This is a genomic window from Pantoea sp. EKM10T, assembly GCF_011800685.1.
GTDB lineage: Bacteria > Pseudomonadota > Gammaproteobacteria > Enterobacterales > Enterobacteriaceae > Pantoea > Pantoea agglomerans.
This window is the reverse complement of record NZ_JAALEU010000016.1, coordinates 1-24,337: the sequence shown is the minus strand read 5'-3', so window position 1 is coordinate 24,337 and position 24,337 is coordinate 1. Positions and strand designations below refer to the sequence as shown.

The 24,337-nt window shown below is 55.9% G+C and carries 22 protein-coding genes; 10 read left to right on the top strand and 12 right to left on the bottom strand.

Translation table 11 applies throughout. From position 1 onward, the window contains the following. Positions 1 to 33: 33 nt before the first annotated feature. The 5 genes from HFD95_RS20945 to sanA all read left to right on the top strand — a co-directional run bounded on the left by HFD95_RS20945 (position 34) and on the right by sanA (position 4,944). Positions 34 to 426 carry a CidA/LrgA family protein gene (locus HFD95_RS20945; protein ID WP_010248237.1) on the top strand — a complete coding sequence of 131 codons (393 nt, stop codon included), beginning with the start codon at positions 34 to 36 and terminating at the stop codon, positions 424 to 426. Further along, entirely contained in the window at positions 419 to 1,111 is a 693-nt protein-coding gene (locus HFD95_RS20940) for a CidB/LrgB family autolysis modulator (RefSeq protein WP_010248240.1), read from the top strand. Before HFD95_RS20945 ends, HFD95_RS20940 begins: the two co-directional genes overlap by 8 nt. Positions 1,112 to 1,231: 120 nt before the next feature. After that, positions 1,232 to 2,122: a cytidine deaminase gene (gene cdd, locus HFD95_RS20935; RefSeq protein WP_167430678.1), complete on the top strand. Its 891-nt coding sequence runs from the start codon at positions 1,232 to 1,234 to the stop codon at positions 2,120 to 2,122. A 269-nt stretch (positions 2,123 to 2,391) separates the two neighbouring features. After that, positions 2,392 to 4,089, top strand: coding sequence for an NAD-dependent malic enzyme (locus HFD95_RS20930; RefSeq protein ID WP_010248245.1), 1,698 nt, complete (start codon positions 2,392 to 2,394; stop codon positions 4,087 to 4,089). A 135-nt stretch (positions 4,090 to 4,224) separates the two neighbouring features. Then, a complete protein-coding gene (sanA, locus tag HFD95_RS20925) occupies positions 4,225 to 4,944 on the top strand; it encodes an outer membrane permeability protein SanA (protein WP_010248246.1) in 720 nt (239 codons plus the stop codon). Positions 4,945 to 5,677: 733 nt separating this feature from the next. Here sanA and mglC read toward each other — a convergent pair. The 7 genes from mglC to HFD95_RS20890 all read right to left on the bottom strand — a co-directional run bounded on the left by mglC (position 5,678) and on the right by HFD95_RS20890 (position 13,920). Further along, positions 5,678 to 6,688 carry a galactose/methyl galactoside ABC transporter permease MglC gene (gene mglC, locus HFD95_RS20920; RefSeq protein WP_010248248.1) on the bottom strand — a complete coding sequence of 337 codons (1,011 nt, stop codon included), beginning with the start codon at positions 6,686 to 6,688 and terminating at the stop codon, positions 5,678 to 5,680. A 19-nt stretch (positions 6,689 to 6,707) separates the two neighbouring features. After that, a complete protein-coding gene (gene mglA / locus HFD95_RS20915; RefSeq protein WP_010248250.1) occupies positions 6,708 to 8,228 on the bottom strand; it encodes a galactose/methyl galactoside ABC transporter ATP-binding protein MglA in 1,521 nt (506 codons plus the stop codon). A gap of 68 nt (positions 8,229 to 8,296) precedes the next feature. Next, positions 8,297 to 9,292, bottom strand: coding sequence for a galactose/glucose ABC transporter substrate-binding protein MglB (gene mglB / locus HFD95_RS20910; RefSeq protein ID WP_010248252.1), 996 nt, complete (start codon positions 9,290 to 9,292; stop codon positions 8,297 to 8,299). Positions 9,293 to 9,603: 311 nt separating this feature from the next. Continuing rightward, positions 9,604 to 10,644 carry an HTH-type transcriptional regulator GalS gene (gene galS / locus HFD95_RS20905; RefSeq protein ID WP_022625039.1) on the bottom strand — a complete coding sequence of 347 codons (1,041 nt, stop codon included), beginning with the start codon at positions 10,642 to 10,644 and terminating at the stop codon, positions 9,604 to 9,606. Positions 10,645 to 10,791: 147 nt separating this feature from the next. Then, positions 10,792 to 11,952, bottom strand: a complete 1,161-nt coding sequence (gene yeiB, locus HFD95_RS20900) for a DUF418 domain-containing protein YeiB (RefSeq protein WP_167430677.1) — start codon at positions 11,950 to 11,952, stop codon at positions 10,792 to 10,794. 49 nt (positions 11,953 to 12,001) lie between these two features. After that, a complete protein-coding gene (folE, locus tag HFD95_RS20895) occupies positions 12,002 to 12,667 on the bottom strand; it encodes a GTP cyclohydrolase I FolE (protein WP_010248259.1) in 666 nt (221 codons plus the stop codon). Positions 12,668 to 12,792: 125 nt separating this feature from the next. After that, the gene (locus HFD95_RS20890) at positions 12,793 to 13,920 is read right to left on the bottom strand and encodes a YbfB/YjiJ family MFS transporter (RefSeq protein ID WP_061703764.1); all 1,128 of its coding nucleotides are present in this window, start codon (positions 13,918 to 13,920) and stop codon (positions 12,793 to 12,795) included. Between the two features lie 117 nt (positions 13,921 to 14,037). Here HFD95_RS20890 and HFD95_RS20885 point away from each other — a divergent pair, with 117 nt between their 5' ends. The 3 genes from HFD95_RS20885 (at position 14,038) to fghA (ending at position 17,029) form a co-directional block, all read left to right on the top strand. Then, a complete protein-coding gene (locus tag HFD95_RS20885) occupies positions 14,038 to 14,949 on the top strand; it encodes a LysR family transcriptional regulator (RefSeq protein WP_010248266.1) in 912 nt (303 codons plus the stop codon). A gap of 100 nt (positions 14,950 to 15,049) precedes the next feature. After that, positions 15,050 to 16,174: an S-(hydroxymethyl)glutathione dehydrogenase/class III alcohol dehydrogenase gene (locus HFD95_RS20880; RefSeq protein ID WP_010248270.1), complete on the top strand. Its 1,125-nt coding sequence runs from the start codon at positions 15,050 to 15,052 to the stop codon at positions 16,172 to 16,174. 12 nt (positions 16,175 to 16,186) lie between these two features. Next, the gene (fghA, locus tag HFD95_RS20875) at positions 16,187 to 17,029 is read left to right on the top strand and encodes an S-formylglutathione hydrolase (RefSeq protein ID WP_022625042.1); all 843 of its coding nucleotides are present in this window, start codon (positions 16,187 to 16,189) and stop codon (positions 17,027 to 17,029) included. Positions 17,030 to 17,179: 150 nt separating this feature from the next. On the opposite strand, the gene HFD95_RS20870 is transcribed toward fghA, so the two are convergent. The 5 genes from HFD95_RS20870 to HFD95_RS20850 all read right to left on the bottom strand — a co-directional run bounded on the left by HFD95_RS20870 (position 17,180) and on the right by HFD95_RS20850 (position 22,087). Further along, positions 17,180 to 17,968, bottom strand: coding sequence for an ABC transporter ATP-binding protein (locus HFD95_RS20870; protein ID WP_010248276.1), 789 nt, complete (start codon positions 17,966 to 17,968; stop codon positions 17,180 to 17,182). After that, entirely contained in the window at positions 17,968 to 19,044 is a 1,077-nt protein-coding gene (locus HFD95_RS20865; RefSeq protein WP_010248280.1) for an iron ABC transporter permease, read from the bottom strand. The genes HFD95_RS20870 and HFD95_RS20865 overlap by 1 nt, the downstream gene beginning before the upstream one ends. A gap of 208 nt (positions 19,045 to 19,252) precedes the next feature. Further along, the gene (locus HFD95_RS20860) at positions 19,253 to 20,719 is read right to left on the bottom strand and encodes an amino acid permease (RefSeq protein ID WP_022625044.1); all 1,467 of its coding nucleotides are present in this window, start codon (positions 20,717 to 20,719) and stop codon (positions 19,253 to 19,255) included. Between the two features lie 117 nt (positions 20,720 to 20,836). Next, complete coding sequence (yieE, locus tag HFD95_RS20855) at positions 20,837 to 21,703, bottom strand: DNA-binding transcriptional regulator YeiE (protein ID WP_010248285.1); 867 nt, start codon at positions 21,701 to 21,703, stop codon at positions 20,837 to 20,839. A 9-nt stretch (positions 21,704 to 21,712) separates the two neighbouring features. Continuing rightward, positions 21,713 to 22,087 carry a YkvA family protein gene (locus HFD95_RS20850; RefSeq protein ID WP_167430676.1) on the bottom strand — a complete coding sequence of 125 codons (375 nt, stop codon included), beginning with the start codon at positions 22,085 to 22,087 and terminating at the stop codon, positions 21,713 to 21,715. A 106-nt stretch (positions 22,088 to 22,193) separates the two neighbouring features. On the opposite strand from HFD95_RS20850, the gene HFD95_RS20845 reads away from it, so the two are divergent. Both HFD95_RS20845 and nfo read left to right on the top strand, forming a co-directional pair. Continuing rightward, entirely contained in the window at positions 22,194 to 23,249 is a 1,056-nt protein-coding gene (locus HFD95_RS20845) for a YeiH family protein (RefSeq protein ID WP_167430675.1), read from the top strand. A gap of 51 nt (positions 23,250 to 23,300) precedes the next feature. Further along, a complete protein-coding gene (gene nfo, locus HFD95_RS20840; RefSeq protein ID WP_167430674.1) occupies positions 23,301 to 24,146 on the top strand; it encodes a deoxyribonuclease IV in 846 nt (281 codons plus the stop codon). Positions 24,147 to 24,337: the final 191 nt, after the last annotated feature.

Below are 24,337 nucleotides of genomic sequence, written 5' to 3'. Positions count from 1 at the left end.
TATGATGAAGCTCAGTGAAAACAGGAGCCTGCCATGCTCACCGTGCTGTCTGTCTGCGGGCGCTATCTTCGCGCCTTTATCATCATATATCTCTGTTTATACGCCGGAATCGGCATCGCCTCGCTGCTGCCCATCAAACTGCCTGGCAGCATCCTTGGGATGTTAATTCTGTTTGCCCTGCTCGCCTCGCAGATCCTGCCTGTCAGCTGGGTTAAACCGGGCTGCCATCTGCTGATTCGCTATATGGCGCTGCTGTTTGTGCCAATCAGCGTCGGGGTGATGAGCTACACCGATATTCTGACCGCGCAGTTTGGCCCTATCGTGATCTCCTGCGTCGTCAGCACCTTCCTGGTTCTCTCTATTGTCGGCGTAAGCGCCCACCAGCTTCATAGTCGCCGTCCAGCCGGGGAGTCAGGCGATGAGTGAAATATGGTGGTCACTGCCACTGACCCTGGCGGCATTTTTTCTGGCGCGCAAACTGGCGATACGGCTGAAAATCTCGCTGCTTAATCCGCTGCTGGTCGCGATGGCGATTATTATCCCGATTCTGCTGCTGTTGCAGCTGCCCTATTCGCGCTATTTCGCGGGCAGTCAGATTCTTAATCAGCTGCTGCAACCGGCTGTTGTCGCGCTGGCACTGCCGCTGTATGAGCAGATGCATCAGATCCGAGCCCGCTGGAAATCGATTATTGGCGTCTGCTTTATCGGCAGTGTGACCGCCATGACCTCTGGCACCGCTATTGCTCTGTGGATGGGTGCCACGCCTGAAATCGCCGCTACCATTGTTCCTAAATCCGTTACCACGCCCATTGCGATGGCCGTCTCCGGTTCGCTGCACGGCATTCCCGCCATCAGCGCCATCTGCGTGCTGATTGCCGGAGTACTGGGTGCGGTGTTCGGACATACCGTGCTGAATCTGCTTGGCGTGAAATCTAAGGCAGCGCGCGGACTGGCGATAGGTAACGCGTCGCACGCCCTCGGCACAGCGCGCGCCGCTGAACTCGACTATCAGGAAGGGGCATTCAGCTCACTGGCGCTGGTGATCTGCGGCATCATCACCTCACTGCTGGCGCCGTTTATTTTTCCGCTGCTGCTGCACTGGTTTGGCTGAAAGTTTGCGAGAGATCTCGCAAAGTTGAAACATGCAACACAGGTTACATTGTCAGAGCGATGTGGATCACATATAAACCGGTGACTGGCACATCGCCCTGCTGAATCTAATGAGGCTCACATGCAATCCCGTTTCCTCTCTGCCTTTGAGGCATTGCCGTCAACGCTGCAAACCGCACTCGCTCCGCTGCTGGACGATCCTGGCTTTCAGGCGGTGCTGAGCGCCGGCCAGGTCGCCTCACTGCAGCAACAGACACAGATGGATGCCGATGCTCTGGCGCTGGCGCTGCTGCCCCTGGCGGCGGCCTGTGCCGTTGCTACCGTGTCGCATTTTAACGTCGGGGCTATCGCCCGTGGCGTCAGCGGCAACTGGTACTTCGGGGCCAACATGGAATTTATCGGTACGCCGTTGCAGCAGACGGTTCACGCCGAGCAGAGCGCCATTACTCATGCGTGGCTGCGTGGCGAAAGTCAGCTTGAGACGATCACCGTTAACTACACGCCGTGCGGTCACTGCCGTCAGTTTATGAACGAGCTGAACAGCGGCACGAACATTCGCATCAGCCTGCCACAACGCGCGATCAGCACCCTGGCCGATTATCTGCCGGATGCCTTTGGACCGCGCGATCTGGACATCACGACCTTCCTGATGGACAGCGTGGATCACGGTTATGTAGCCGAAGGCGATGAACTGGTGCAGGCCGCGGTTGCCGCTGCCAATGCCAGCCACGCGCCTTACAGCCAGTCACACGCCGGTGTTGCGCTGCTGACCGCAAACGACGCGATTGTCACCGGGCGCTATGCGGAAAATGCCGCCTTTAACCCGAGTTTCCCGCCCCTTCAGGCGGCGCTGGTCCTGCTGAACATGCAGGGTGGCGATGTTCGTCAGATAAAAAAAGCGGTATTAGCCGAAGTAGAAAATGCCACGCTAAGCCAGTTCGCCGCCACACAGGCGACACTTGAGACATTTGGTTGCGGTGAGCTGCTGCAGGTGACGCTGTACAAAGCATAACCCGCTGTCAGAGAGGCCACAGTTTTGTGAGCTTTTATGAACAAACGCTGTACTTCTGCGGGAAATTTCATAGGATCTGGCGCCAGAATTCACGTCATTACAAATTACTCTGAATAATTCAGGTTGCAGGATAGCAGCACGGTCGTGAATGTTTCTGCAGCGGTTACCCTGCCGCTGCCAGGCCTGCAGTCTGAGCTATAACGGGTAAGAAAACTGGCGCTACCTTTCCGGCGTGACGCCAGACAACACTGCAACCGGAGCATTACCGCATGGAACTCGACTACGAAAGTAAACGCCCGCTGTATATCCCTTATGCTGGCCCGATTTTGCTGGAATTTCCCCTGCTGAACAAAGGCAGCGCCTTTAGCATCGAAGAACGTAACGAATTCAACCTCAACGGTCTGCTGCCAGAAGCAGTGGAATCGATTGAAGAGCAGGCGCAGCGTGCCTGGCGTCAGTTCCAGGACTTCAAAAACAATAACGATAAGCATGTCTACCTGCGTAACATCCAGGACACCAACGAAACGCTGTTCTACCGCCTGCTGGATAACCATCTCGAAGAGATGATGCCCATCATCTACACCCCGACCGTCGGCGCAGCCTGTGAACACTTCTCTGAAATCTACCGTCGTGCGCGTGGCGTGTTCATCTCCTACCCTAACCGCGACCATATCGAAGATATGCTGCAAAACGCCACCAAGCAGAATGTGAAGGTGATCGTGGTGACCGATGGCGAGCGTATTCTGGGCCTCGGCGATCAGGGCATCGGTGGTATGGGTATCCCGATTGGTAAGCTTTCACTCTATACCGCCTGTGGCGGCATCAGTCCAGCTTACACCCTGCCGGTGGTGCTGGATGTGGGTACCAACAACCAGCAGTTGCTGAACGATCCGCTCTATATGGGCTGGCGTCATCCGCGCATCACTGGCGAAGAGTATGATGCGTTCGTGAACGATTTTATTCAGGCCGTTAAACGCCGCTGGCCGAAAGTGCTGTTGCAGTTTGAAGATTTCGCCCAGAAGAATGCCATGCCGCTGCTGAACCGCTATCGCGATGAAGTCTGCTGCTTTAATGATGATATTCAGGGCACTGCCGCCGTGACCGTGGGCACCCTGATTGCCGCCAGCCGCGCCGCCGGCAGCCGCCTGTGCGAGCAGAAAGTGGTGTTCCTGGGCGCCGGTTCCGCGGGTTGTGGTATCGCTGAACAGATCATCGCACAGATGAAATCCGAAGGTCTGAGTGACGAGGAAGCGCGTGGCCGCGTAATGATGGTGGATCGCTTTGGTCTGCTCACTGACAAGCTGCCTAACCTGCTCGATTTCCAGAGCAAGCTGGTGCAGAAGAGCGAAAACCTGCAGCAGTGGGATGTCACCAATGATTCCATCTCGCTGCTGGACGTGGTGCGCAATGCGCAGCCCGATATTCTGATTGGTGTCTCTGGCCAGCCGGGCCTGTTCACCGAAGAGATCATCCGCGAGATGCACAAGCACTGTAAGCGCCCTATTGTGATGCCACTGTCGAACCCGACATCACGCGTGGAAGCGACGCCAGCCGATATCATCGCCTGGACTGACGGTGCCGCACTGGTCGCAACCGGCAGTCCGTTCTCGCCGGTGAGCTGGAACGGTAAAACCTATCCGATTGCGCAGTGCAACAACTCCTACATCTTCCCGGGCATTGGTCTGGGTGTGATTGCTTCGGGTGCCAGCCGCGTTACCGATACCATGCTGATGACCGCCAGCCGCGCGCTCGCTGACTGCTCTCCGCTGGTGAATGAAGGTGAAGGCCCGGTGCTGCCTGAGATTAAAGATATCCAGGGTGTATCGAAAATTATTGCGATGGAAGTGGGTAAAGCTGCTCAGCTGGCGGGTGTCGCCGTGGTGACCTCTGAAGATGTGTTGTCACAGGCTATCGCCAACAACTTCTGGCTGCCGCAGTACCGTCATTATCGTCGTACCTCGATTTAATCTTCAGACTGCCGGATTGCATCCGATCCGGCAGTGTTCAAAAAGAGCACAGCCAGCCGGCAGTAACTTGCTTCACAGTGATAGCTCAAGTAGCCTTGTCCCATCTCACTATTCTGACATCGAGTCTCCAGGCGCATGCTGAAACGCGTTTTCATTGGTCTGCTTTTCATCATCTTACTGATGATGGCAACGGCGCTCGGCCTTGATCGCTGGATCAGCTGGAAAACTGCGCCCTTTATCTACGAAAATGTCGCCTCTTTGCCACATCGTCAGGTCGGTGTGGTACTGGGTACGGCGAAATATTATCGCACCGGCGTCATCAATCAGTATTACCTCTATCGTATGCAGGGCGCGCTGAATGCCTACAACAGCGGCAAGGTCAATTATCTGCTGCTAAGCGGTGATAACGCGCTGCAAAGCTATAACGAGCCGATGACGATGCGCCGCGATCTCATCAAAGCCGGTGTCGATCCGGCCGATATCGTGCTGGACTATGCCGGTTTCCGCACGCTGGATTCGATTGTGCGCACCCGCAAAGTGTTTGATACCAACGACTTCATTATTATCACGCAGCGTTTCCATTGCGAGCGTGCGCTGTTTATCGCCTTACAGCTGGGTATTCAGGCGCAGTGTTATGCGGTGCCCTCACCGAAGAACATGCTTAGCGTGCGCTTCCGTGAGGTAGGTGCCCGGCTGGGCGCGCTGGTGGATCTCTTCCTGCTAAAGCGCGAACCCCGCTTCCTGGGCCCACTGGTGCCGATCCCCGCCGTACGCGATGTCCCTGAAGATGCGCAGAGTTACCCGGCAGTGACGCCGGAGCAGCTGCTGGAGCTGGAACAGAAGCTGCGGAAATAGCTCACGCGCTGCGGCTTCTTTATGCTGGTTACTGCTGTGCCGAAGTCTGGCAGTAACGTGCAGGGTTCAGGGAGCTGACGGTAATATGCTGGCTCAGGGAGCATACGCCTTCCGCAAAGACGCAAGACCTCTATACCTGGCGGGCTCAGCGTGGGCGATGACGCACCTCATCCCTGAGGTGCGCCCGTAAACCGGCCAACGCTTTGCGTTGTTCAAAAACGCTCCCGGCCTTTTTAGTACGCACACCCTCCCTGAGGTGCGCCCGTAAACGGGCCAACGCTTTGCTACAGGCGTATGCTCCTATCGCTTTAGCTTTTGTCGCCGTCTGACAGAAGACCATTCCGCAGCGATTTTTAAGCTGACTGCTTATCAGTCTGAATTAGGATGAATCCAACAGCAATAAATCAGCTCAGCGCGCAGGGAACAGGGTCAGAAGAGGAAAGCGTCCCGCGTCAGGGACGACGCGGGACGAGCGTGTCATGGATGACAGGTTTTGCGTCTTTCCGATCTGACCGTGTTCCCTACGCATACTCGATCTCACAGCAACGACCCCAGCACTCTCCGCTATAAAAAGCGTTCTGCGGAGGAATGATACGGGCAGATCATTTACTGGCCTTAGCGACTTTCCGATCTGACCGTGTTCCCTTCGCATACTCGATCTCACAGCAACACCCACCACTTCCACATAATAAAAAAGCGACCCGAAGGTCGCTTTATGAGCACTGAAGAAGACTTACTTCTTACGAGAATATTTCAGGGAATCCAGCGCCACGGCGAAGATGATGATGCCGCCTTTAATGATGTACTGCCAGTAAGGGTTAACGCCGATATAGGTCAGACCATAGTTGATGACGGTGAAGATCAACACACCGGTCACTACGCCCGCCACGCTACCCACACCACCGGCGAAGGAGACACCGCCGACCACACAGGCCGCAATCGCATCCAGCTCATACATAAAGCCGAGGTTGTTGGTGGCCGAACCGATACGACCCGCTTCCAGCATCCCGCCGAAGGCATAGAACACACCTGACAGGGCATAAATCATGATCAGGTTCAGGTTGACGTTAACGCCTGAGACTTTCGCCGCTTCCGGGTTACCGCCGATAGCAAAAATGTTCTTGCCGAAACGGGTTTTATTCCACAGCACCCAGACGAAAATAATGGCAATCACGGCGTAAAAGGTGATGAACGAAAGCTTGAAATCACCAAAGCGTAAGAAGCCCTGGGTAAATTTCGAGAACCCTGTATCAAAACCGGCAATCGGTGATGCGCCAACAAAGTCGTAATAAAGTGAGTTAATACCGTAAACGATGATCATGGTGCCCAGCGTGGTGATAAATGGCGTTACCTTGAGGTAAGCAATAATCACACCGTTGACCAGACCAATCACGCCGCCGATGATGCACACGGTCAGAATAACCAGTGGAATCGGCACCGTATCCAGCGTCGGGAAAACCTTGTTCGCGTTATCCATCGCCTGCAGCAGCGTCGCGGCGACCACCGCCGCCAGACCGACCTGACGTCCGGCTGACAGGTCAGTACCCTGCGTCACAATCAAACCCGCCACACCCAGTGCAATAATAATGCGCACCGAAGATTGGGTCAGAATATTACTCAGGTTCATTAAACTTAAAAATGAGGGGTCCTGGAAAATAATAATAGCCAGCAATACCAGCAGCACGACATAAATGCCGCCCTCTTTTAACCAGGTTAGCGCATTCTTTTTTGTAGTCGCTTTCATGTTAACAGCCCTTGCTTCATTAAAGGTGTAATGACGCTAAACGCAATATTTCGTTCTGCGTGGTCGTTTTGGTATCAACTATGCCTGCTACCAGACCATTACTCATTACCAGAATACGATCGGTAATGCCTAACAGCTCCGGCATTTCGGATGAGATAATAATGATGCCCTTTTCTCTTTTCGCCAGCTCAGCAATTAACTGGTAAATTTCGAATTTTGCACCAACATCAATACCGCGAGTGGGTTCATCAAGCATCAGGATTTCAGGCTGGGTCAATAACCAGCGGCCAATAATCACTTTTTGCTGGTTACCGCCCGAAAGCGAACCAATCTGAGTATGGTGGCCTGGCGTTTTTACACGCATAGAATCGATCACCCATTGGGTATCACTCTTCATGCGTTTATTATCCAGCAGTCCCATACTGTTTTTATATTTTTTGATATTGGAAATAAGCGAGTTAAAACCAATGTCGAGGAAAGCATAAATACCGGTTGAGCGACGCTCTTCAGTCACCAGCGCAAAACCGTGGTTAATGGCTTCATTGGCGCTGTGATTATTAATCGGTTTGCCATGCAGTTTAATGGTGCCGCCCGATTTTTCGCGAATGCCAAACAGCGTTTCGACGATATCGGTACGTTTGGCGCCCACCAGCCCGGCAATGCCGAGTATCTCCCCTTTACGCAAATCAAATGAGATGTCGCGAATCGATGGCTGACGCAGTGACGTCAGATGACGCACCTCAAGAATCGTCTCGCCTGGCACGTTGGTACGGTCAGGGAAACGCTGGTTCAGTGAACGGCCAACCATCATGGAGATGATCTTATCCATATCCAGCCCTTCCAGCGGCTGAGAAGTGATCCACTGACCATCACGCAGGATAGTAATCTCATCACACAGCTGGAAAATCTCTTCCATTTTATGCGAAATATAAACAATGCCACAGCCGCGATCTTTCAGCTTACGAATAATCGTGAACAGGTGATTAACCTCTTTCTCGGTTAACGAGGAGGTCGGCTCATCCATAATCACAATTTTCGCGTCATAGGAAAACGCTTTGGCAATTTCAATCATCTGCATCTGCGATACAGAAAGATTGGCAACTTTATCGCGCGGATCGATATCGATATCCAGCTCGTCAAAAATCGCTTTAGTATCCCGGTACATTTTATCCTGATCGACAAAGAAGCCTTTGCGCGGATAACGCCCAAGCCACATATTGTCCATCACGGTACGCTGCAGGACCAGATTTAATTCCTGATGCACCATCGACACGCCATTTTCCAGCGCCTCTTTGGAACTTTTATAGTCGATCTCTTTACCCTGAAACAGGATGCTGCCGGTATCTTTTTTATAAATACCAAACAGGCATTTTAATAAGGTGGATTTCCCGGCACCGTTCTCGCCCATTAATGCATGAACAGAGTGAGGCCGCACTTTTAAATTCACATTATCTAACGCTTTAACGCCGGGAAATGATTTTGAGACATCCGTCATTTCCAGCAGATATTCTCGCTGCGCGGTCGTATTATCACTGGCCATATTTTACCTGGCTAAAAAACGGTGGTGACATAAAAAAGGCGCGACAGCGGTCGCGCCCGTAATCGATCTTATTTCACGAACTGAGACAGATTTTCTTTATCAACCGGCACGTAAGGAACGCGGACGATCTTATCAACCATCTTGAAGTTTGTTCCGTCGGTGGCGGCTTTGCCGTTAGCCAGATTGTTGGCAATATCCAGCGTTGCTTTCGCCTGGTTTTCCGCATCGTTCAGCACGGTACCGGCCAGCGCACCGGATTTCACCAGCGCCAGCGCTTCTGGCAGTGCATCGACGCCAAAGACCGGAATTGAGGTCATGTTGTGCGCTTTCAGCGCTTCAACCGCACCCATCGCCATCGCATCGTTGTTGGCAATCACCACTTCGATTTTTTTGGCATTCGGGCCTGACAGCCACGCATCCATCTTATCTTTGGCCTGAGCGGTATCCCACATTGCAGTATCCATCGCTAACTGCTGGGTTTTCAGACCATCTTTGTTCAGGGTATCGATCACATATTTGGTACGGGCTTCTGCATCAGGATGGCCCGGTTCGCCTTTCAGCAGCACGAACTGAATCTGACCATCTTTGTTCAGATCCCACGCTGGTGTGGCTTTCCAGTGCTTCTCAATCAGCTGACCCTGAATGATGCCTGACTCTTTAGAGTCGGTACCGACATAGTAAGCTTTGTCATAACCGGCCAGCACTTTGGCGTTAGGTTCTTTGTTGAAAAAGACCACCGGCACGTCGTTGGCACGCGCTTTGTCTACTACCACCGCAGCCGCAGCCGGGTCAACCAGGTTAATCGCCAGCGCTTTCACGCCTTTTGCCATCAGCACGTCAATCTGATCGTTCTGTTTGGACTGGTCATTCTGTGAATCATTCATCAGCAACTGCACGCCACCGATCGCTTTCGCTTCTTTCTCGATGTCTTTGCGCACCATTGACATGAAGTTGTCATCATATTTGTAAATGGTCACGCCGATACGGGTGTCAGCTGCGTGAGCGGTTGCACCAAACATCATGCTGGCAACCAGTGCTGTAAGCGTGAAAACCTTCTTATTCATGGTATCTCCGGTTTTATTATGCAGGGTCTTTTTAGCGCTACCGCGCCATAAAGGCGGGAGAGCAATCGGTAAAACAGATCGGCGCGTCGGTTAACGTAATGAGGATGTTAAGCCATTGAACACCGTCTAAAACCTGACTTCCCTGTGACAGAATGCTTCCATGAAGAGGGTATAAACCCTTTAACCGGCTACTGAGACCACAACTGATGCCGTTACACTGGCGTTACATAATGTTTCAGTCCGGTAAGACGCTGCCATCATAGTGAGAGCAATGTTAATTAACTGTGAATGTAATCACAGATTGAAAACGGTTACATGGCTGAATCGCCTGAATTAGTGACGGACTCCACATTTTGCCGCTGCGCCACCGAATGACGCCGCACCAGCGTTGGCATAAAGATGTGCGTTGCCGTGTCATCCAGCAGTCCGGCTGCGCCCTGCAGCGCCAGTTCAGTGGCGATTTTTGCCATAGATACAATGGGATAGCGCACAGTGGTTAACTGCGGATCGGTGTAACGGGAAATGGGGATGTCATCAAAGCCAATGACAGAAAAATGCTGTGGCACCTGGATGCCGTTGTCTTTCAGCGCAGTGAGTGCACCAGCCGCCATGCCGTCGTTATAGGCAAACACCGCACTGAGGTTGAGATTGCGTCCCAGCAGCTCCACCATCGCCGCTTCGCCGCCCTGCATATCGGGCTCTGCGCTGGCTATCCAGCTCTCCTGGGGCCGGATGCCCTGCTCTGCCATCGCCTGAATCCACCCTTCACGGCGCTGCGCCACATCTTCGATGGGATGGCTGGAACAAAGGTATCCAATCCGGCTATGCCCCTGCTGTAGCAGGGTTCGTGAAGCCATCAATGCACCCGTGACGTTATCCAGACTGACACTGCGGTGTTCAAATCCGGGCACGATGCGGTTAATCACCACCATGCCCGGAACGTGGCGCATAAAATCCGCCAGCTCAGCGTCAGGCAGTGTTTTGGCGTGCACCACCAGGGCGCTGCAACGCTGACGAATCAGCACTTCAATGGCATGACGCTCTTTCTCTTCCTGATGCCAGGAGTTGCTGATTAACACATGTTTGTGCACGCGCTGCGCCACGGTATCCACCGCTTTAACCAGTGCACCGAAGAAGGGATCCGAAACATCCATCACCACCACACCAATGGTGTCACTGACCTGCGTCGCCAGCGCCTGCGCATTGGCGTTGGGGCGATAGCCCAGCGCTTCCACCGCCTGTAACACGGCGTCGCGGGTGTCAGAGGTGACGGCGCTGCTCTGATTGAGGACGCGCGACACGGTCGCCACCGACACGCCAGCCTGACGGGCAACATCACGAATTGTTATCATGCAGCAGTTCCACAAAGGAAAAATAAGGCATCACGCCGGGTTGAACACCGGCGCTATTTTGTCAGGGGCAGGAGGCGTACAGCGTGAATTGCGTCACATCAATGAAAACGGTTACATACAATTCTGTAACCTTTGTGATGGCGGTCATTATCTGGCGTTGTCAGTGATGCGCGATTTACCGGCTGAGATCAGCGTGAGCCGCCGCCACAGCCACTCCAGCGGACCCTGGGCGAAGAAATGTAACCAGATGAGTGAAAACAGGATATTGATAAGCCAGACCGCAGGCACCATCAGCACCAGCTCCAGCCGGGTGAAGTGCATATAGAAGCCGAAGCGATAGAACAGCGTGGTGCAGATCAGCGACTGCAGCAGATAGTTGGTCAGCGCCATGCGGCCCACGCACTGAATGGCATAGCTGATGCGCCAGCGCGCTATCTGCGGCCAGTAAGCCAGACAGAGCGCGGCATAGCCCAGGCTAATCAGCGGGCTGGCGAGATCGCGCGGGGCTTGCAGATAAAAAGCGGTCCAGCGGAATTCCCAATGTAACAGCCATTGCGCTGCCACACCGGCCACCGCAATCAACAACCCCATCGTCAGCAGCAGCGCCGCCGCCTGACGGTAATGTTGCGCTGAAAACTCGCCAATCAGCCAGCCACTGCGCAGCAGTGCGCCACCGATTATCATCAGGCCCGCCAGCTGCCAGCCATACTGCGCAGCCAGCGCCATCAGTCCTGACGAGAGATGATCCAGCCGGTTCTGTATCGCTTCCCAGCCGCCGGTCAGTTTCCAGTACTGTTCATATTGCAGATCGGCAGCACCTGGCAGCCAGGATCGGGTCGGTTCAGGATCGGAGATTGACCCAAACACCAGCAGAACGCCACAGCCCACCAGATAGAGCAGAATGCCGGTATTCATCAGGCTGCGGGTGGAAGGGACATCGCGCACTACCCGCCAGACCACCAGTCCGATAATGCCGTAGTCCAGCAGGATATCGCCCTCCCAGAGAAAAACGCCGTGCAGAAAACCGATCAGCACCAGCAGTGAGAGCCGGGCAGTCAGCCAGCGACTGCCGCGTGGCAGCTGCATTTGCAGACCTGCGCCAAACAGCAGCGCAAACAGGGTGAGGAATTTGAGCTGGGCAAAGGCGTCAGAGATCGCCCATGTCCAGACATCGGACAGGCTGACGCTGCCCTGCCAGGCCGGATTAAGGTAGGCGGCAGAAGGCAGGCCAAAGCCGACAATATTGAGCAGCAGAATGCCGAGAATGGCACATCCACGAATGAAATCCAGCGCGTGATAGCGTTGCATGCGGCACCTGCACCATTGAGGCGGGCAACGTTATGCGCCCGCCGTAGACTCAACTATGGCGCACCGCGCGCAAAAATTCCTGGCGGGTATTCTGGCTGGACTTGAACAGGCCGCCCAGAGAGGTCGTCGTCGTGGCGCTGGTGGCATCTTTTACGCCACGCGCTTTCACGCAGTAATGCACCGCATCAATAGAAACAGCCACATTGTTGGTGCCCAGCAGTGTCTGCAGTGCGACCAGAACCTGCTGCGTCAGACGCTCCTGCACCTGCGGGCGCTGGGCAAAGAACTGCACGATACGGTTGATTTTCGACAGGCCAATCACCTTTTCTTTGGGAATGTAGGCGACGGTCGCTTTGCCATCGATGATCACAAAGTGGTGTTCACAGGTGCTGGTCAGCGTGATATCACGCACGGTCACCATCTCATCAACCTTCATTTTATTCTCAATGACGGTGATTTTCGGGAAGTTGGCGTAGTCGAGACCGGAAAAGACTTCATCCACATACATTTTGGCGATGCGATGCGGCGTTTCCATCAGGCTGTCATCTTCAAGATCCAGATTCAGCAGCTGCATAATCTCGGTCATGTGCCCGGCAATCAGACTTTTACGTGTGTTGTCATCTATATCGCGCGTCGGTGCACGTAACGGCGTTTCCAGTCCACGCGCCAGCAGCGCTTCGTGAACCAGGGCAGCTTCCTGACTTAGGGTGCTCATCTTACTCTTCTCCGGCTGGTGTTGCGCCCGCCAGCTTTTGCCAGCGGGCCCTGTAATCAGGCGCGTATTGTGAAACTTTCTTTGCGGGGAATCCAGCAATCAATCAGATTGGTGATGAAAGCTTTTCACCCGGTTCGCCGCCACACCAGCAGGCCGGCCCAGACCAGGCTAACCCCTGCAACCCACAGGGCAGGCTCCAGCCGATGTAACAGGGCTGTGGAGAGAAAAGAGAGCAGCGGGCCGACCAGCTGTCCGATAGCATAGCCGGTGGTCAGCAGGCCAGCCATGTAGCGCAGATGATTGGGTGCCAGCTCACGGGCGCAGAGCAGCGACAGCTGCACCACGCTGAGGAAACCGCCCCCCACCAGCAGCGCACCGGCCAGCAGGCCGCTAAAGCCTGGCAGCAGCGCCGCGGCAAATACGCCCAGCGCCTGCGCCCACAGCACCAGTGCCAGGCGGACGTGGCTGTGCCCCCAGCGTCGCGTCAGGATCCCCAGCAGGATGCCGATCATCGCCGCGCCGCCAAAAATCGGCCAGACAAACTGCGCGAAGATGCCGTCAGGAAACCGCGTGGCGGCCATCTGCGACAAAAAGGTGGCGGGCAGAATGTAGCCAAAGCCTGCCAGACTGTAACTCAGTACCAGCCGTTTAAGGTTGCGATCCAGCACCAGCGGCTCGGGTGCCTGATCCGGGCGATGCAGTTCGCCCCGACGCGGCAGATTACGGGTAATCAGCGCAATCAGCAGCAGCGCCAGCGCACCGTAAGCGGCCCAGGCCAGACCGGCAGAAACCTGCAATGTGTGCAGCGCTACCCCCAGCAGACCGCTGACAAAAATGCCGCAGCCCGGCCCGGCAAAAACGGCCGCCGACAGCCCTGCCCGGCCATGACGATGCAGCTGTTCATTGCTCCAGGCCGCCACCAGCACCATCGCCCAGCCGCTGGACCAGCCAATCAGAAAGCGGATTGCGCCGTGCAGCCACGGTCCGCTGGCGAATGCTGAGAGCAGGGTCAGGATCACCGCGCCCCATACGCCCGCCTGCAATCGCAGCTCAACCCGCCGGTGTGCGCGCATGGCATCAAATGAGCCACACAGATAGCCAAGATAGTTAAGTGCCGCGACCAGGCTGGCACTGGTGAGTGTCAGCTGGTGTGCCTGAATCATCAGCGGCACCTGGGGCGTAAAGGCAAACCGGCCAATGCCCATCGCGACAAATAAGGTTAAAAACGCGCTGAGCGCGACGCGTAACGCCATTGCTGAACTCCTGTTGTTCTGCCCTGAGATCTCTTCTGACTTGCTAACAGCATGCAGGATGATTAAACTCACGGAAAGTGAATAATTTTAACCAACTTGCTTACAGGAAGAGAAGATATGGATTTAGTTCAGCTGCGTATGTTCTGTTCCGTCGCCGAAACGGGTTCGCTGGCGCGCGCAGCAGAACAGCTGCATCGCGTCCCCTCTAATCTCACCACGCGGTTGCGCCAGCTGGAAGAAGAATTAGGTGTGGATCTCTTTATTCGTGAGAAACAGCGCATTCGCCTGTCACCAATGGGCCATAATTTTCTGAATTATGCGCAGCGTATCCTGGCATTAAGTGAAGAAGCGATGAGCATGACCCGCACCGGTGAACCGGCGGGCAACTTTGCGCTGGGCTCAATGGAGAGCACCGCGGCGACGCGTCTGCCCGGCCTGCTCGCCGCCTATCACCAGCGCTTCCCCAAAGTGGCGCTATCGCTGATTACCGGCACCTCGGGCGAAATCATCGATCGGGTGCGTGAAGGCACCCTGGCGGCCGCGCTGGTGGATGGCCCGGTCTCCCATGACGATCTCAATGGCTGCATCGCCTTTCGCGAAGAGATGATACTGATCACCGGGCTCGATCATGCGCCAATCGCCACCGCGCGCGACGTGCAGGACGATACCCTGTTTGCCTTTCGCAACAGCTGCTCTTACCGGGTGAAGCTGGAGAGCTGGTATCGGGACAGCCAGACCGCGCCCAACAGTGTGATGGAGATTCAGTCCTATCACGCCATGCTGGCCTGCGTGGCAGGCGGTGCGGGCGTAGCGATGATCCCGGCCTCGGTGCTGAAACAGATGGCGGATCGGTCACGGGTGCAGGCGCATACGTTACCTCCTGCTTATCGCGACACCGCCACCTGGCTGATGTGGCGACGCGACGCCTTTACGCCGAATGTTGAAGCACTGAAGTACCTGATTATTGAACAATTTGACGATCGTCCGCTCAACGATGAGCTGATTTACCCATTACAGGCGGCGGAATAAGCGTTCCACGCTATGTTTAAGAGCCTGACCCACCAGGCTTTGAATCATCACGACCACCCGGCGCCACTGCGCGTCACAATCTGACTGGAAGAGGGATTGCATGAATATGATCAAAACCCGTGCCGCTGTTGCCTGGGCTGCTGGCGAACCGCTGAAAATCGAAGAAGTTGATTTAATGCCACCGCAGAAAGGTGAAGTGCTGGTGCGTATCGTCGCGACCGGCGTCTGTCATACCGACGCCTACACCCTGTCCGGCACCGACCCGGAAGGCGTTTTCCCGGCGATTCTTGGCCATGAAGGCGGCGGTATCGTCGAAGCCGTGGGCGAAGGCGTGACCAGCGTTGAAGTGGGTGACCACGTCATTCCGCTCTACACGCCGGAGTGTGGCAAATGTAAATATTGTCTTTCAGGCAAAACTAACCTCTGCCAGGCGATCCGTACCACTCAGGGCAAAGGCCTGATGCCGGATGGCACCACCCGCTTCTTTAAAGATGGCAAACCCATTTTCCACTATATGGGCACCTCAACCTTCTCTGAGTACACGGTAATCCCGGAGATCTCGCTGGCGAAAATCAGTAAAGAAGCGCCGCTGGAAGAGGTTTGTCTGCTGGGCTGTGGCGTGACCACTGGCATGGGCGCGGTGATGAACACCGCCAAAGTGAAAGAAGGCGACACCGTGGCGATTTTCGGTCTCGGCGGCATTGGCCTCTCTGCGGTCATCGGCGCGAAGATGGCGAAAGCGGGCCGCATCATTGCCATCGACCTTAACACCAGCAAATTCGATCTGGCACGCAAACTGGGTGCCACCGATCTGATCAACCCGAAAGATTACGACAAGCCGATTCAGGATGTGATCGTCGAGCTGACCGACGGCGGCGTGGATTTCTCGTTTGAATGTATTGGTAACGTCAACGTGATGCGTTCCGCGCTGGAGTGCTGCCACAAAGGCTGGGGCGAGTCCGTGATTATCGGCGTCGCCGGTGCTGGTGAAGAGATCTCCACCCGTCCGTTCCAGCTGGTGACCGGTCGCGTCTGGCGCGGTTCCGCGTTTGGCGGCGTAAAAGGCCGTTCGCAGCTGCCTGGCATTGTGCAGGATTACCTCGACGGTAAATTTGCGCTGAACGACTTCATCACTCACACCATGCCGCTGGAAGAGATCAACGACGCCTTTGATTTGATGCACGAAGGAAAATCGATTCGCTCGGTCGTGCACTTTAACAAGTAATCAGGAGGCGTTATGGCATCCACTCTGGAGCTACTGGAAGAACACCGTATTTTTGGCGGCTGGCAGCAGCGCTGGCGTCATCAGTCTGCGGTGCTGAATTGCCCGATGACCTTCAGCATCTATCTGCCTGGGCCGCACGGTGATGCGCCGCCGCCGGTGGTCTGGTTTCTGGCCGGGCTGACCTGCAACGATGAGAACTTCACCAGCAAAGCCGGCGCACAGCGGGTTGCAGCGGAACTGGGTCTGGTGCTGATTATGCCGGACACCAGCCCGCGCGGCGAAGGGGTTGCGAATGATGAAGGATACGATCTGGGTCAGGGCGCGGGATTTTATCTCAATGCCACCCAACAGCCCTGGGCCAGCCATTTCCGCATGTTCGATTATCTGAGCAGCGAGTTACCCGCCCTGATTGCGGATAACTTCAAGGTCAGTGAACGTCAGTCGATTATGGGTCACTCCATGGGCGGACACGGCGCGCTGATGCTGGCGCTGCGTCTGGGTAACCGCTTTGCCTCGGCTTCCGCTTTTGCTCCGATTGTGAATCCGATGCAGGTACCCTGGGGCCAGAAAGCGTTTCAGGCCTATCTGGGCGACGATCGTGCAACGTGGCGGGAATATGACAGCTGCCAGCTGATGGCAGAGGTGTCGCATCGGCTGCCGATGCTGATCGATCAGGGCGACAGCGATCAGTTCCTGGCCGATCAGCTGCAACCGGAGCGGTTAGAAGACGTCGCGAATGAGGTGGGTTTCCCGCTGACGCTGCGCATTCAGCCGGGTTATGACCATAGCTACTTCTTTATAGCCAGCTTTGTGGAAGATCATCTGCGCTTCCATGCGCAGCATCTGCTGGCGTAAACAATCAGGGCCGCATTCGCGGCCCTGAACTTTTATGCCTGCTCTGCTGGCTAACGCTCTGTCACAGAGCCAGCGTCCTGCCAGCCTGCCCTGTAAAATTCCTTTCTCAGAACAGTGATGCTCAGCGCCCTACCGGACGCCTGCTCAATATCAGACCAGTGCCGGGCCTGTCAGCCCGTCGATCATCACCTGCGGAATACCACGCGAGCAGTGTTCGATACGACCATCGACGCCATACACTTTTGCCAGAGTGGCAGGCGTGATCACCTTATCCGGCTGCCCTTCCGCCACCAGCGCGCCCTGCTTCAGCATCAGCGCATGTTGCGCATGACGCAGTGCAATATTGATGTCATGCACCACTACCACCGTCACGATGTTACGCTGGGCGGTTTCGCGCCGCACCAGGTCCATTACGTGAAACTGGTAGTTGAGATCCAGTGCGCTCAGCGGTTCATCCAGCAGCAGCAGCTTAGGGCGACGGATCAGTGACTGCGCCAGCCCGACCAGCTGCTTCTGTCCGCCGGAGAGCTGATCGAGATATCGCATCGCCAGATGGGCAATGCCAAGTTGCTCCAGCAGATGCATGATTTCCGCTTCGCTGCTGGCGCTGTGCAGACCCCCGGAGGCACGCTGCGCCACGATGATCGACTCCAGCACATGCAGATGCACGCCCGCAGGCAGCGACTGCGGCAGATAGACCACGTTCTTCGCACGCCGGGCAAACGGCTGGGTCATGAGATCCTCACCGTTGAGCCACATCTCGCCCTGGCCTTTATTCAGACCGGCCAGTGCACGCAGCAGCGTCGATTTACCACAGCCATTCGGCCCCAGCAGCACGGTGATCTCGCCGCGCGGCAGCGGCGCGATATTAAGATTATCAATGACTTTATTTTTTGGGTACCCGGCACTGAAGCCGCGTAACGTCAGACCCTGTTCCATCATACCGTCCCCCGATGACGCAGAATAATACTCAGGAAGAACGGCACGCCAATCAGTGAGGTGACAATGCCAACCGGGATGATTACACCAGGGAGCAGGTTTTTCGAGGCGACCGACGCCAGCGACAGCACCAGCGCGCCGACCAGCGCACTGGCGGGCAGATAGAAACGGTGATCTTCACCAAACATCATGCGGGCGATATGGGGAGCGACCAGCCCAATGAAACCGATCGGGCCGACAAACGCGACCGCCAGGGCAGAGAGGATACTGATGCGCAGTAACGTAGTCAGGCGCAGACGACGCACGTCAATGCCAAAGCTTACCGCGCGGTCTTCGCCCAGACGCAGCGCCGTCAGCTTCCAGCTGCTCATCATTGAAAACGGTACCAGAATGGCCAGCGCCACGCTCAGCACGCCCAGCTTCTCCCAGGAGGCGCGCGCCAGGCTGCCCATGGTCCAGAACACCAGGCCCTGCAGGGTATCTTCGCTGGCGATGAACTGCATCATGGATACCAGAGCGTTAAAGGTGAAGACCAGCGCGATACCGAACAGCACCACGCCCGCCGAAGAGACCTGAGTCCAGCGGGTCACGGCATCCAGCATCAGCGCGGCAAACAGAGCAAAGACAAAGGCGTTGGCAGAAATTAACCACTGATCGGGAATGCCGGGAATACCCACGCCGAGGATGATGGCCAGCGCGGCGCCAAACGCCGCCGCCGATGAGACACCGAGGGTAAACGGACTGGCCAGCGGGTTATTCAGGATGGTCTGCATTTCTGCGCCCGCCAGACCCAGCGACAGCCCCACCACCAGCGCCATCAGCGCATAGGGCAGACGAATGTCCCAGACAATGACGCGCGTGCCGGCATCCACGCTCTCGGGGCTGAGCAGCGTATTCCACAGCGTTTCAAGTGAGAGTCCCGCCGGACCCAGCGTGAAGTCGAGGATCAGCGAGGCGAGTATCGCCAGCAACAGCACGCCAATCCAGATTAAGCGGCGGCGCAGCACCTGATGATAGTTTTGCATGGTGTGGTGAAGCGTCTCTTCCCCCGCCAGCAGCGAAGTTTCGGTAGTCATGTTTGAACCCTGTGTGGCTATCACGTCAGAAAACGCAGCCACAATAGTGCAGGTGATAATAATTATCAATTCGAGAACATAAGCGAGACGTGAAAAAACAGTAAAAAACGGTGTTGCAGGCAGGAGAATGGCTCAGGGAGCCTGCGCCTTTCGCAAAGACGCAGAACCCGCCATCCCTGGCGGGTTTTGTGCGGGCGATGACGCAGAGTTAATCTTTGTGAACCGGAAACTCCATTTCGCTGTACTTAACGAAACGGCTGCCGCGCGTCAGCTTGTAGCCGAACCAGATAATCAGGAACAGCGGAATGCCGATATAGGTTGCCGCCACGCCATACCAGTCGATGCTGTCGTTAAGGAATGCCTGGTAGTTCTGACCCAGCGTGATGATCAGGCAGAGCACAAAGGCGAAAATCGGACCCAGCGGGAAGAAGCCGGAACGGTAAGGCAGATCGTTCAGGTCACGTCCCTGGGCCACATAGCCCCGACGGAAGCGATAGTGACTGATGGCAATACCCAGCCAGGCAATAAACCCGGTCATGCCTGAGGTATTCAGCAGCCACAGATAGACTTCCTGATTACCAAATTTTGAGGTCAGGAAGCACAGTCCGGCCACCACGGTGGTGGCCCACAGGGCATTACGCGGCACGCCGCCCTTTGAGAGCTTCGCGAAAATCCGTGGCGCTTTACCTTCGCTGGCCAGGTTGTAAAGCATACGCGTTGACGCATACATCCCGGAGTTACCCGCTGACAGCACAGCCGTCAGGATCACCGCATTCATGACGGCGGCGGCAGAGAGCAGACCGGCATTCTGGAACACCAGGGTGAACGGGCTGACGCTGATATCGTCGATATCATTGTGCAGCAACTGCGGATCGGTGTATGGCAGGATCAGGCTGATAATCAGGATAGCGAACACATAGAACAGCAGGATACGCCAGAAAATCTGCCGCACAGCGCGCGGAATATTTTTCGCCGGATCTTCAGATTCGCCCGCCGCGATACCGATCAGTTCGGTGCCCTGGAAGGAGAATCCCACAATCATCGCCACCCCAATCATCGCCGCAAAGCCGCCCGCAAACGGCGCGTCGCCCACCTGCCAGTTCTGCCAGCCCGCATGTTCAGCACCGCGCATAATGCCGGTGATCATCAGCACGCCAACGATGATAAAGATAATCACGGTGGCCACTTTAATCAGCGAGAACCAGTATTCCGCCTCGCCAAAGCCTTTGACCGAAATGTAGTTGAGCAGGAACATCAGCCCCAGGAACAGCGCGCTCCAGATCCAGCCAGGCGTGTCGGGGAACCAGTAGTTCATCACCAGCTGGGACGCCACCAGGTCAACCGCGATGGTCACCGCCCAGTTGTACCAGTAGTTCCAGCCGAGTGCGAAACCAAAGCCCTCTTCGACATATTTCGCGCCGTAGGTGGCGAAGGAACCCGATACCGGCATGAACGCAGCCAGTTCGCCGAGGCTGGTCATCAGGAAGTAGACCATCAGGCCGATGAGGATATAGGAGAGCAGTGCTCCGCCGGGGCCAGCCTGAGCGATGGTGGCACCGGAGGCGACAAACAGGCCGGTACCAATGGAGCCGCCGATGGCGATCATCGTCAGGTGACGGGCTTTTAACGCACGTCGTAATGCAGGTTGTTGTGTTGTATTTGAGTCATTATGCATGTGTTAACGCTACGCTGGGTAAAAATGAGGCGCGATTGTAGCAGCCAGATCGCCTCTGTATAGCGAATGCCAACCTGTTATTAGTTAACTTCATGATCGCGCCGGAATTATTAGTAATTACTCGCGACAATAGGAAAAAAACCGCGTCAGTGCTTTGGAAATATGCTTCTGCCGGTGATGGATGCGATAGAGCGTGCGGATGAGACGCGGCAGCGGAATCGTCAGTTCAACCAGCGTGCCCGCCTCCAGCAGATCGGCAATCACCCGGCGCGAAAGACAGCTGATGCCCATGCCGTGCCGCACCGCATGCTTGATCGCCTCGGAATTGCCCAGCTCCATGCCCAGCTGAAAACTCGGCAGATGCGACAGCAGCAGATAATCGACAATTTCACGGGTGCCGGAGCCGCGTTCGCGCAGGATCCACGGGGCGTCAGCCAGAGTTTGCAGCGTCACCGGCTGTTGCAGAATCGCCGCGTCTGGTGCGGCAAAAACCACCAGTTCATCTTCGAGCCAGGGTTCACTGACCAGCTCGGTCATATGGCACGGCCCTTCAATCAATCCGACATCGACGCGGAAATCGGAAACCGCCTGAATCACATCCTGACTGTTGCCGACACTCAGCTCCAGCGGCAGGCGGGGAAAATCGCGACGATAAGCGGCCATCATACCTGGCAGCAGATAGTTACCGATGGTGCTGCTGGCAAAGATGCGGATCGCGCCGTTATCCTCTTTAAACAGCTGCTCGATTTCGCCCGCCTGCTCCAGCAGCCCTACTGCACGGGGATAGAGCAGCCGTCCATGCTCATTCAGCACCAGCCGTTTGCCAACCCGGTCAAACAGTTGCACGCCGAGCTGACTCTCCAGATCGGCCAGCGCTGCACTCACCGCCGACTGCGACAGCGCCAGCAGTTGCGAAGCCTGAGTGGTGGAGCCGCTCTTAAGCACTTCGGTGAAAACTTCAATTTGCCGCAGCGTAATGTGCATCGTTGCCTCTTAACTCAGTGACTGCCTGACCAGGTAAATGATTAATGCCAGCCAGATCAGTCCTATCGCCACCAGCCAGCCTGCAATTTTTTTGCCGCGCGTACGTTGAGACTGCGCCCGCTCGCTGCTGCTGATGCGCACCTCTCTCGGCAGTAAACGCAGCAGCACCATGACGCCCGTCGGAATAATCACCGCGTCATCCAGCAGACCGACAAAGGGGATGACATCAGGAATGAGATCGATCGGGCTGATGCCATAGGCGACCAGCCCCAGCATCCCCAGCTTGTTCCACCAGGGTGTGCGGGGATCGCGGAAGGCAAACCCCAGCACAAACACATCTCTTTTGATCAGCGTCGCCCAGCGGCGCAGACGCGAAACTATCATGATTGCTGCCTTATCGTTTATTCTGGTTAATTATAAATATATTATCAATTTCACTTTTAAGCTAGTCGCCGTCATGATCGGATCTCAACCAGGAGGAGTGACCACCATGACTGAACTGAGCATCGCTAAACCGCATCATCCCGTTCCGCTCTGGATCCCGGGTCTGCTGCTGACCGCCGTGATTGCCGGGGCAGCCAGCTGGCTGGCGCAGCAACCGATGATTGCCGCCCTGGGGCTGGGTTCACTGACTCTGGCGATTATGCTGGGCATCCTGGTCGGTAACAGCATCTATTCGCCGCTGGCGTCACGCTGCGACAACGGCGTGCTGCTGGCTAAGCAGAAACTGCTGCGGCTGGGGATCGTCCTGTTTGGCTTTCGCATCACTTTACAACAAATTGCTGACGTCGGTTTCAGCGGCATCCTGATTGATGCGCTGACCCTGACCAGCACCTTCCTGATAACCTGCCTGCTGGGCATGCGGCTGCTGAAGCTGGATCGCGATACCGTCTGGCTGATTGGTGCGGGCAGCAGTATCTGCGGTGCTGCGGCTGTACTGGCGACCGAGCCGGTAGTGAAAGCCGCGCCGTCGAAAGTTGCGGTGGCTATCGCGACCGTGGTGCTGTTCGGCACGCTGGCGATCTTTATCTATCCGCTGCTGTGGCCGCTGGCGCATGAGCTGTTCCCGGGACTGAGTGCGGCGCAGTTCGGGGTTTTTACCGGCTCAACCATCCATGAAGTGGCGCAGGTGGTGGCCGCCGGACACAGCATCAGCCCGGAAGCCGAGAACAGCGCGGTCATTGCCAAAATGCTGCGGGTAATGATGCTGGCTCCCTTTCTGCTCTGCCTGAGCGCCGTGATACGCGGTAAACGTCAAGGGAGCAACGCGCGCCAGGCTGTGACGTTTCCCTGGTTCGCCCTGCTGTTTATCGGTGTTGCACTGTTTAACTCGCTGCAGCTGCTGCCTGCCATGGTGGTGGCGTCGCTGAATCAGCTGGCGGGTCTGCTGCTGGCGATGGCGATGGCGGCGCTGGGATTGACCACCCGTTTCGGGGCATTGCGTGAGGCAGGCGTTAAACCGCTGCTGCTGGGTGCGATGGTGTTTGTCTGGTTAATCGCGGGCGGCGGTGCAATCAATCTGCTGGTGCAACATTTCATGGGCTAGCGGCATCGGGTATCATGCCGTCTCATCCGTGCACAGCCCCAGGAGAAAGGCATGAAATATATTGGCGCACACGTGAGTGCGGCAGGTGGCGTGGATCAGGCAGTGATCCGCGCCCATGAAATAGAAGCCACCGCCTTCGCGCTCTTTACTAAAAATCAACGTCAGTGGAAGGCCGCCCCGCTCTCGACTGAGGTGATTGATGCTTTTCGTGCCGCCTGCGAGACGTACAAATTCGGTCCGCAGCAAATCCTGCCGCACGACAGTTTCCTGATTAACCTGGGTCATCCGGTTGAAGAGGCGCTGGAGAAATCCCGCGCCGCTTTTATTGATGAGCTGCGACGTGCCGACCTGCTCGGCCTGACTTTGCTGAACTTTCATCCGGGCAGCCATCTGCATCAGATTGATGAGGAGGCCTGTCTGAAGCGGATTGCGGAGTCGATCAACATCGCCCTCGACAAGAGCCAGAACGTCACCGCCGTCATTGAGAATACCGCCGGTCAGGGCAGTAATCTGGGTTTCCGCTTCGAGCATCTCGCCACCATTATTGAGCATGTTGAAGATAAATCGCGTGTCGGCGTCTGTATTGATACCTGCCATGCGTTTGCCGGTGGTTATGATCTGCGTACCGAAGCGGATTGCGAAGCGACCTTCGCCGAATTTGAGCGCATTGTCGGCTTTAACTATCTGCGCGGCATGCACCTTAACGATGCCAAAAGCGCCTTCGACAGTCGCGTTGACCGCCATCACAGCCTGGGTGAAGGCAATATCGGCAAAACAGCGTTTAGCTGGCTGATGAAAGATCCGCGGTTTGATGGCATCCCGTTGATTCTGGAAACCATTAATCCCGATATCTGGAAAGATGAGATTGCCTGGCTGAAAGCCGAACAGCAGGGATAGAAAAGGGAGCCAGCTGGCTTAATGCTGGTCAGTTAAGATTAGATTTGTAAAGGCTGTCACGGTCAAACGTGGCCGCTTTTTTGTCAGTGCGAGCGAGCCGCAGTGCGGGCCAGTGCACCTCTGCTGCTGCCGGGCCGTCCTCGCGCCGCTCACGCGGTACCTTCGGCTTTGACGTCGTGCCGACGAACCGT

Bases quoted from the DNA above. Each gene is read 5' to 3' on its own strand.
- HFD95_RS20945 (WP_010248237.1), top strand. From the start codon at position 34: ATGCTCACCGTGCTGTCTGTCTGCGGGCGCTATCTTCGCGCCTTTATC.
- HFD95_RS20940 (WP_010248240.1), top strand. From the start codon at position 419: ATGAGTGAAATATGGTGGTCACTGCCACTGACCCTGGCGGCATTTTTT.
- cdd (WP_167430678.1), top strand. From the start codon at position 1,232: ATGCAATCCCGTTTCCTCTCTGCCTTTGAGGCATTGCCGTCAACGCTG.
- HFD95_RS20930 (WP_010248245.1), top strand. From the start codon at position 2,392: ATGGAACTCGACTACGAAAGTAAACGCCCGCTGTATATCCCTTATGCT.
- sanA (WP_010248246.1), top strand. From the start codon at position 4,225: ATGCTGAAACGCGTTTTCATTGGTCTGCTTTTCATCATCTTACTGATG.
- mglC (WP_010248248.1), bottom strand. From the start codon at position 6,688: ATGAAAGCGACTACAAAAAAGAATGCGCTAACCTGGTTAAAAGAGGGC.
- mglA (WP_010248250.1), bottom strand. From the start codon at position 8,228: ATGGCCAGTGATAATACGACCGCGCAGCGAGAATATCTGCTGGAAATG.
- mglB (WP_010248252.1), bottom strand. From the start codon at position 9,292: ATGAATAAGAAGGTTTTCACGCTTACAGCACTGGTTGCCAGCATGATG.
- galS (WP_022625039.1), bottom strand. From the start codon at position 10,644: ATGATAACAATTCGTGATGTTGCCCGTCAGGCTGGCGTGTCGGTGGCG.
- yeiB (WP_167430677.1), bottom strand. From the start codon at position 11,952: ATGCAACGCTATCACGCGCTGGATTTCATTCGTGGATGTGCCATTCTC.
- folE (WP_010248259.1), bottom strand. From the start codon at position 12,667: ATGAGCACCCTAAGTCAGGAAGCTGCCCTGGTTCACGAAGCGCTGCTG.
- HFD95_RS20890 (WP_061703764.1), bottom strand. From the start codon at position 13,920: ATGGCGTTACGCGTCGCGCTCAGCGCGTTTTTAACCTTATTTGTCGCG.
- HFD95_RS20885 (WP_010248266.1), top strand. From the start codon at position 14,038: ATGGATTTAGTTCAGCTGCGTATGTTCTGTTCCGTCGCCGAAACGGGT.
- HFD95_RS20880 (WP_010248270.1), top strand. From the start codon at position 15,050: ATGAATATGATCAAAACCCGTGCCGCTGTTGCCTGGGCTGCTGGCGAA.
- fghA (WP_022625042.1), top strand. From the start codon at position 16,187: ATGGCATCCACTCTGGAGCTACTGGAAGAACACCGTATTTTTGGCGGC.
- HFD95_RS20870 (WP_010248276.1), bottom strand. From the start codon at position 17,968: ATGGAACAGGGTCTGACGTTACGCGGCTTCAGTGCCGGGTACCCAAAA.
- HFD95_RS20865 (WP_010248280.1), bottom strand. From the start codon at position 19,044: ATGACTACCGAAACTTCGCTGCTGGCGGGGGAAGAGACGCTTCACCAC.
- HFD95_RS20860 (WP_022625044.1), bottom strand. From the start codon at position 20,719: ATGCATAATGACTCAAATACAACACAACAACCTGCATTACGACGTGCG.
- yieE (WP_010248285.1), bottom strand. From the start codon at position 21,703: ATGCACATTACGCTGCGGCAAATTGAAGTTTTCACCGAAGTGCTTAAG.
- HFD95_RS20850 (WP_167430676.1), bottom strand. From the start codon at position 22,087: ATGATAGTTTCGCGTCTGCGCCGCTGGGCGACGCTGATCAAAAGAGAT.
- HFD95_RS20845 (WP_167430675.1), top strand. From the start codon at position 22,194: ATGACTGAACTGAGCATCGCTAAACCGCATCATCCCGTTCCGCTCTGG.
- nfo (WP_167430674.1), top strand. From the start codon at position 23,301: ATGAAATATATTGGCGCACACGTGAGTGCGGCAGGTGGCGTGGATCAG.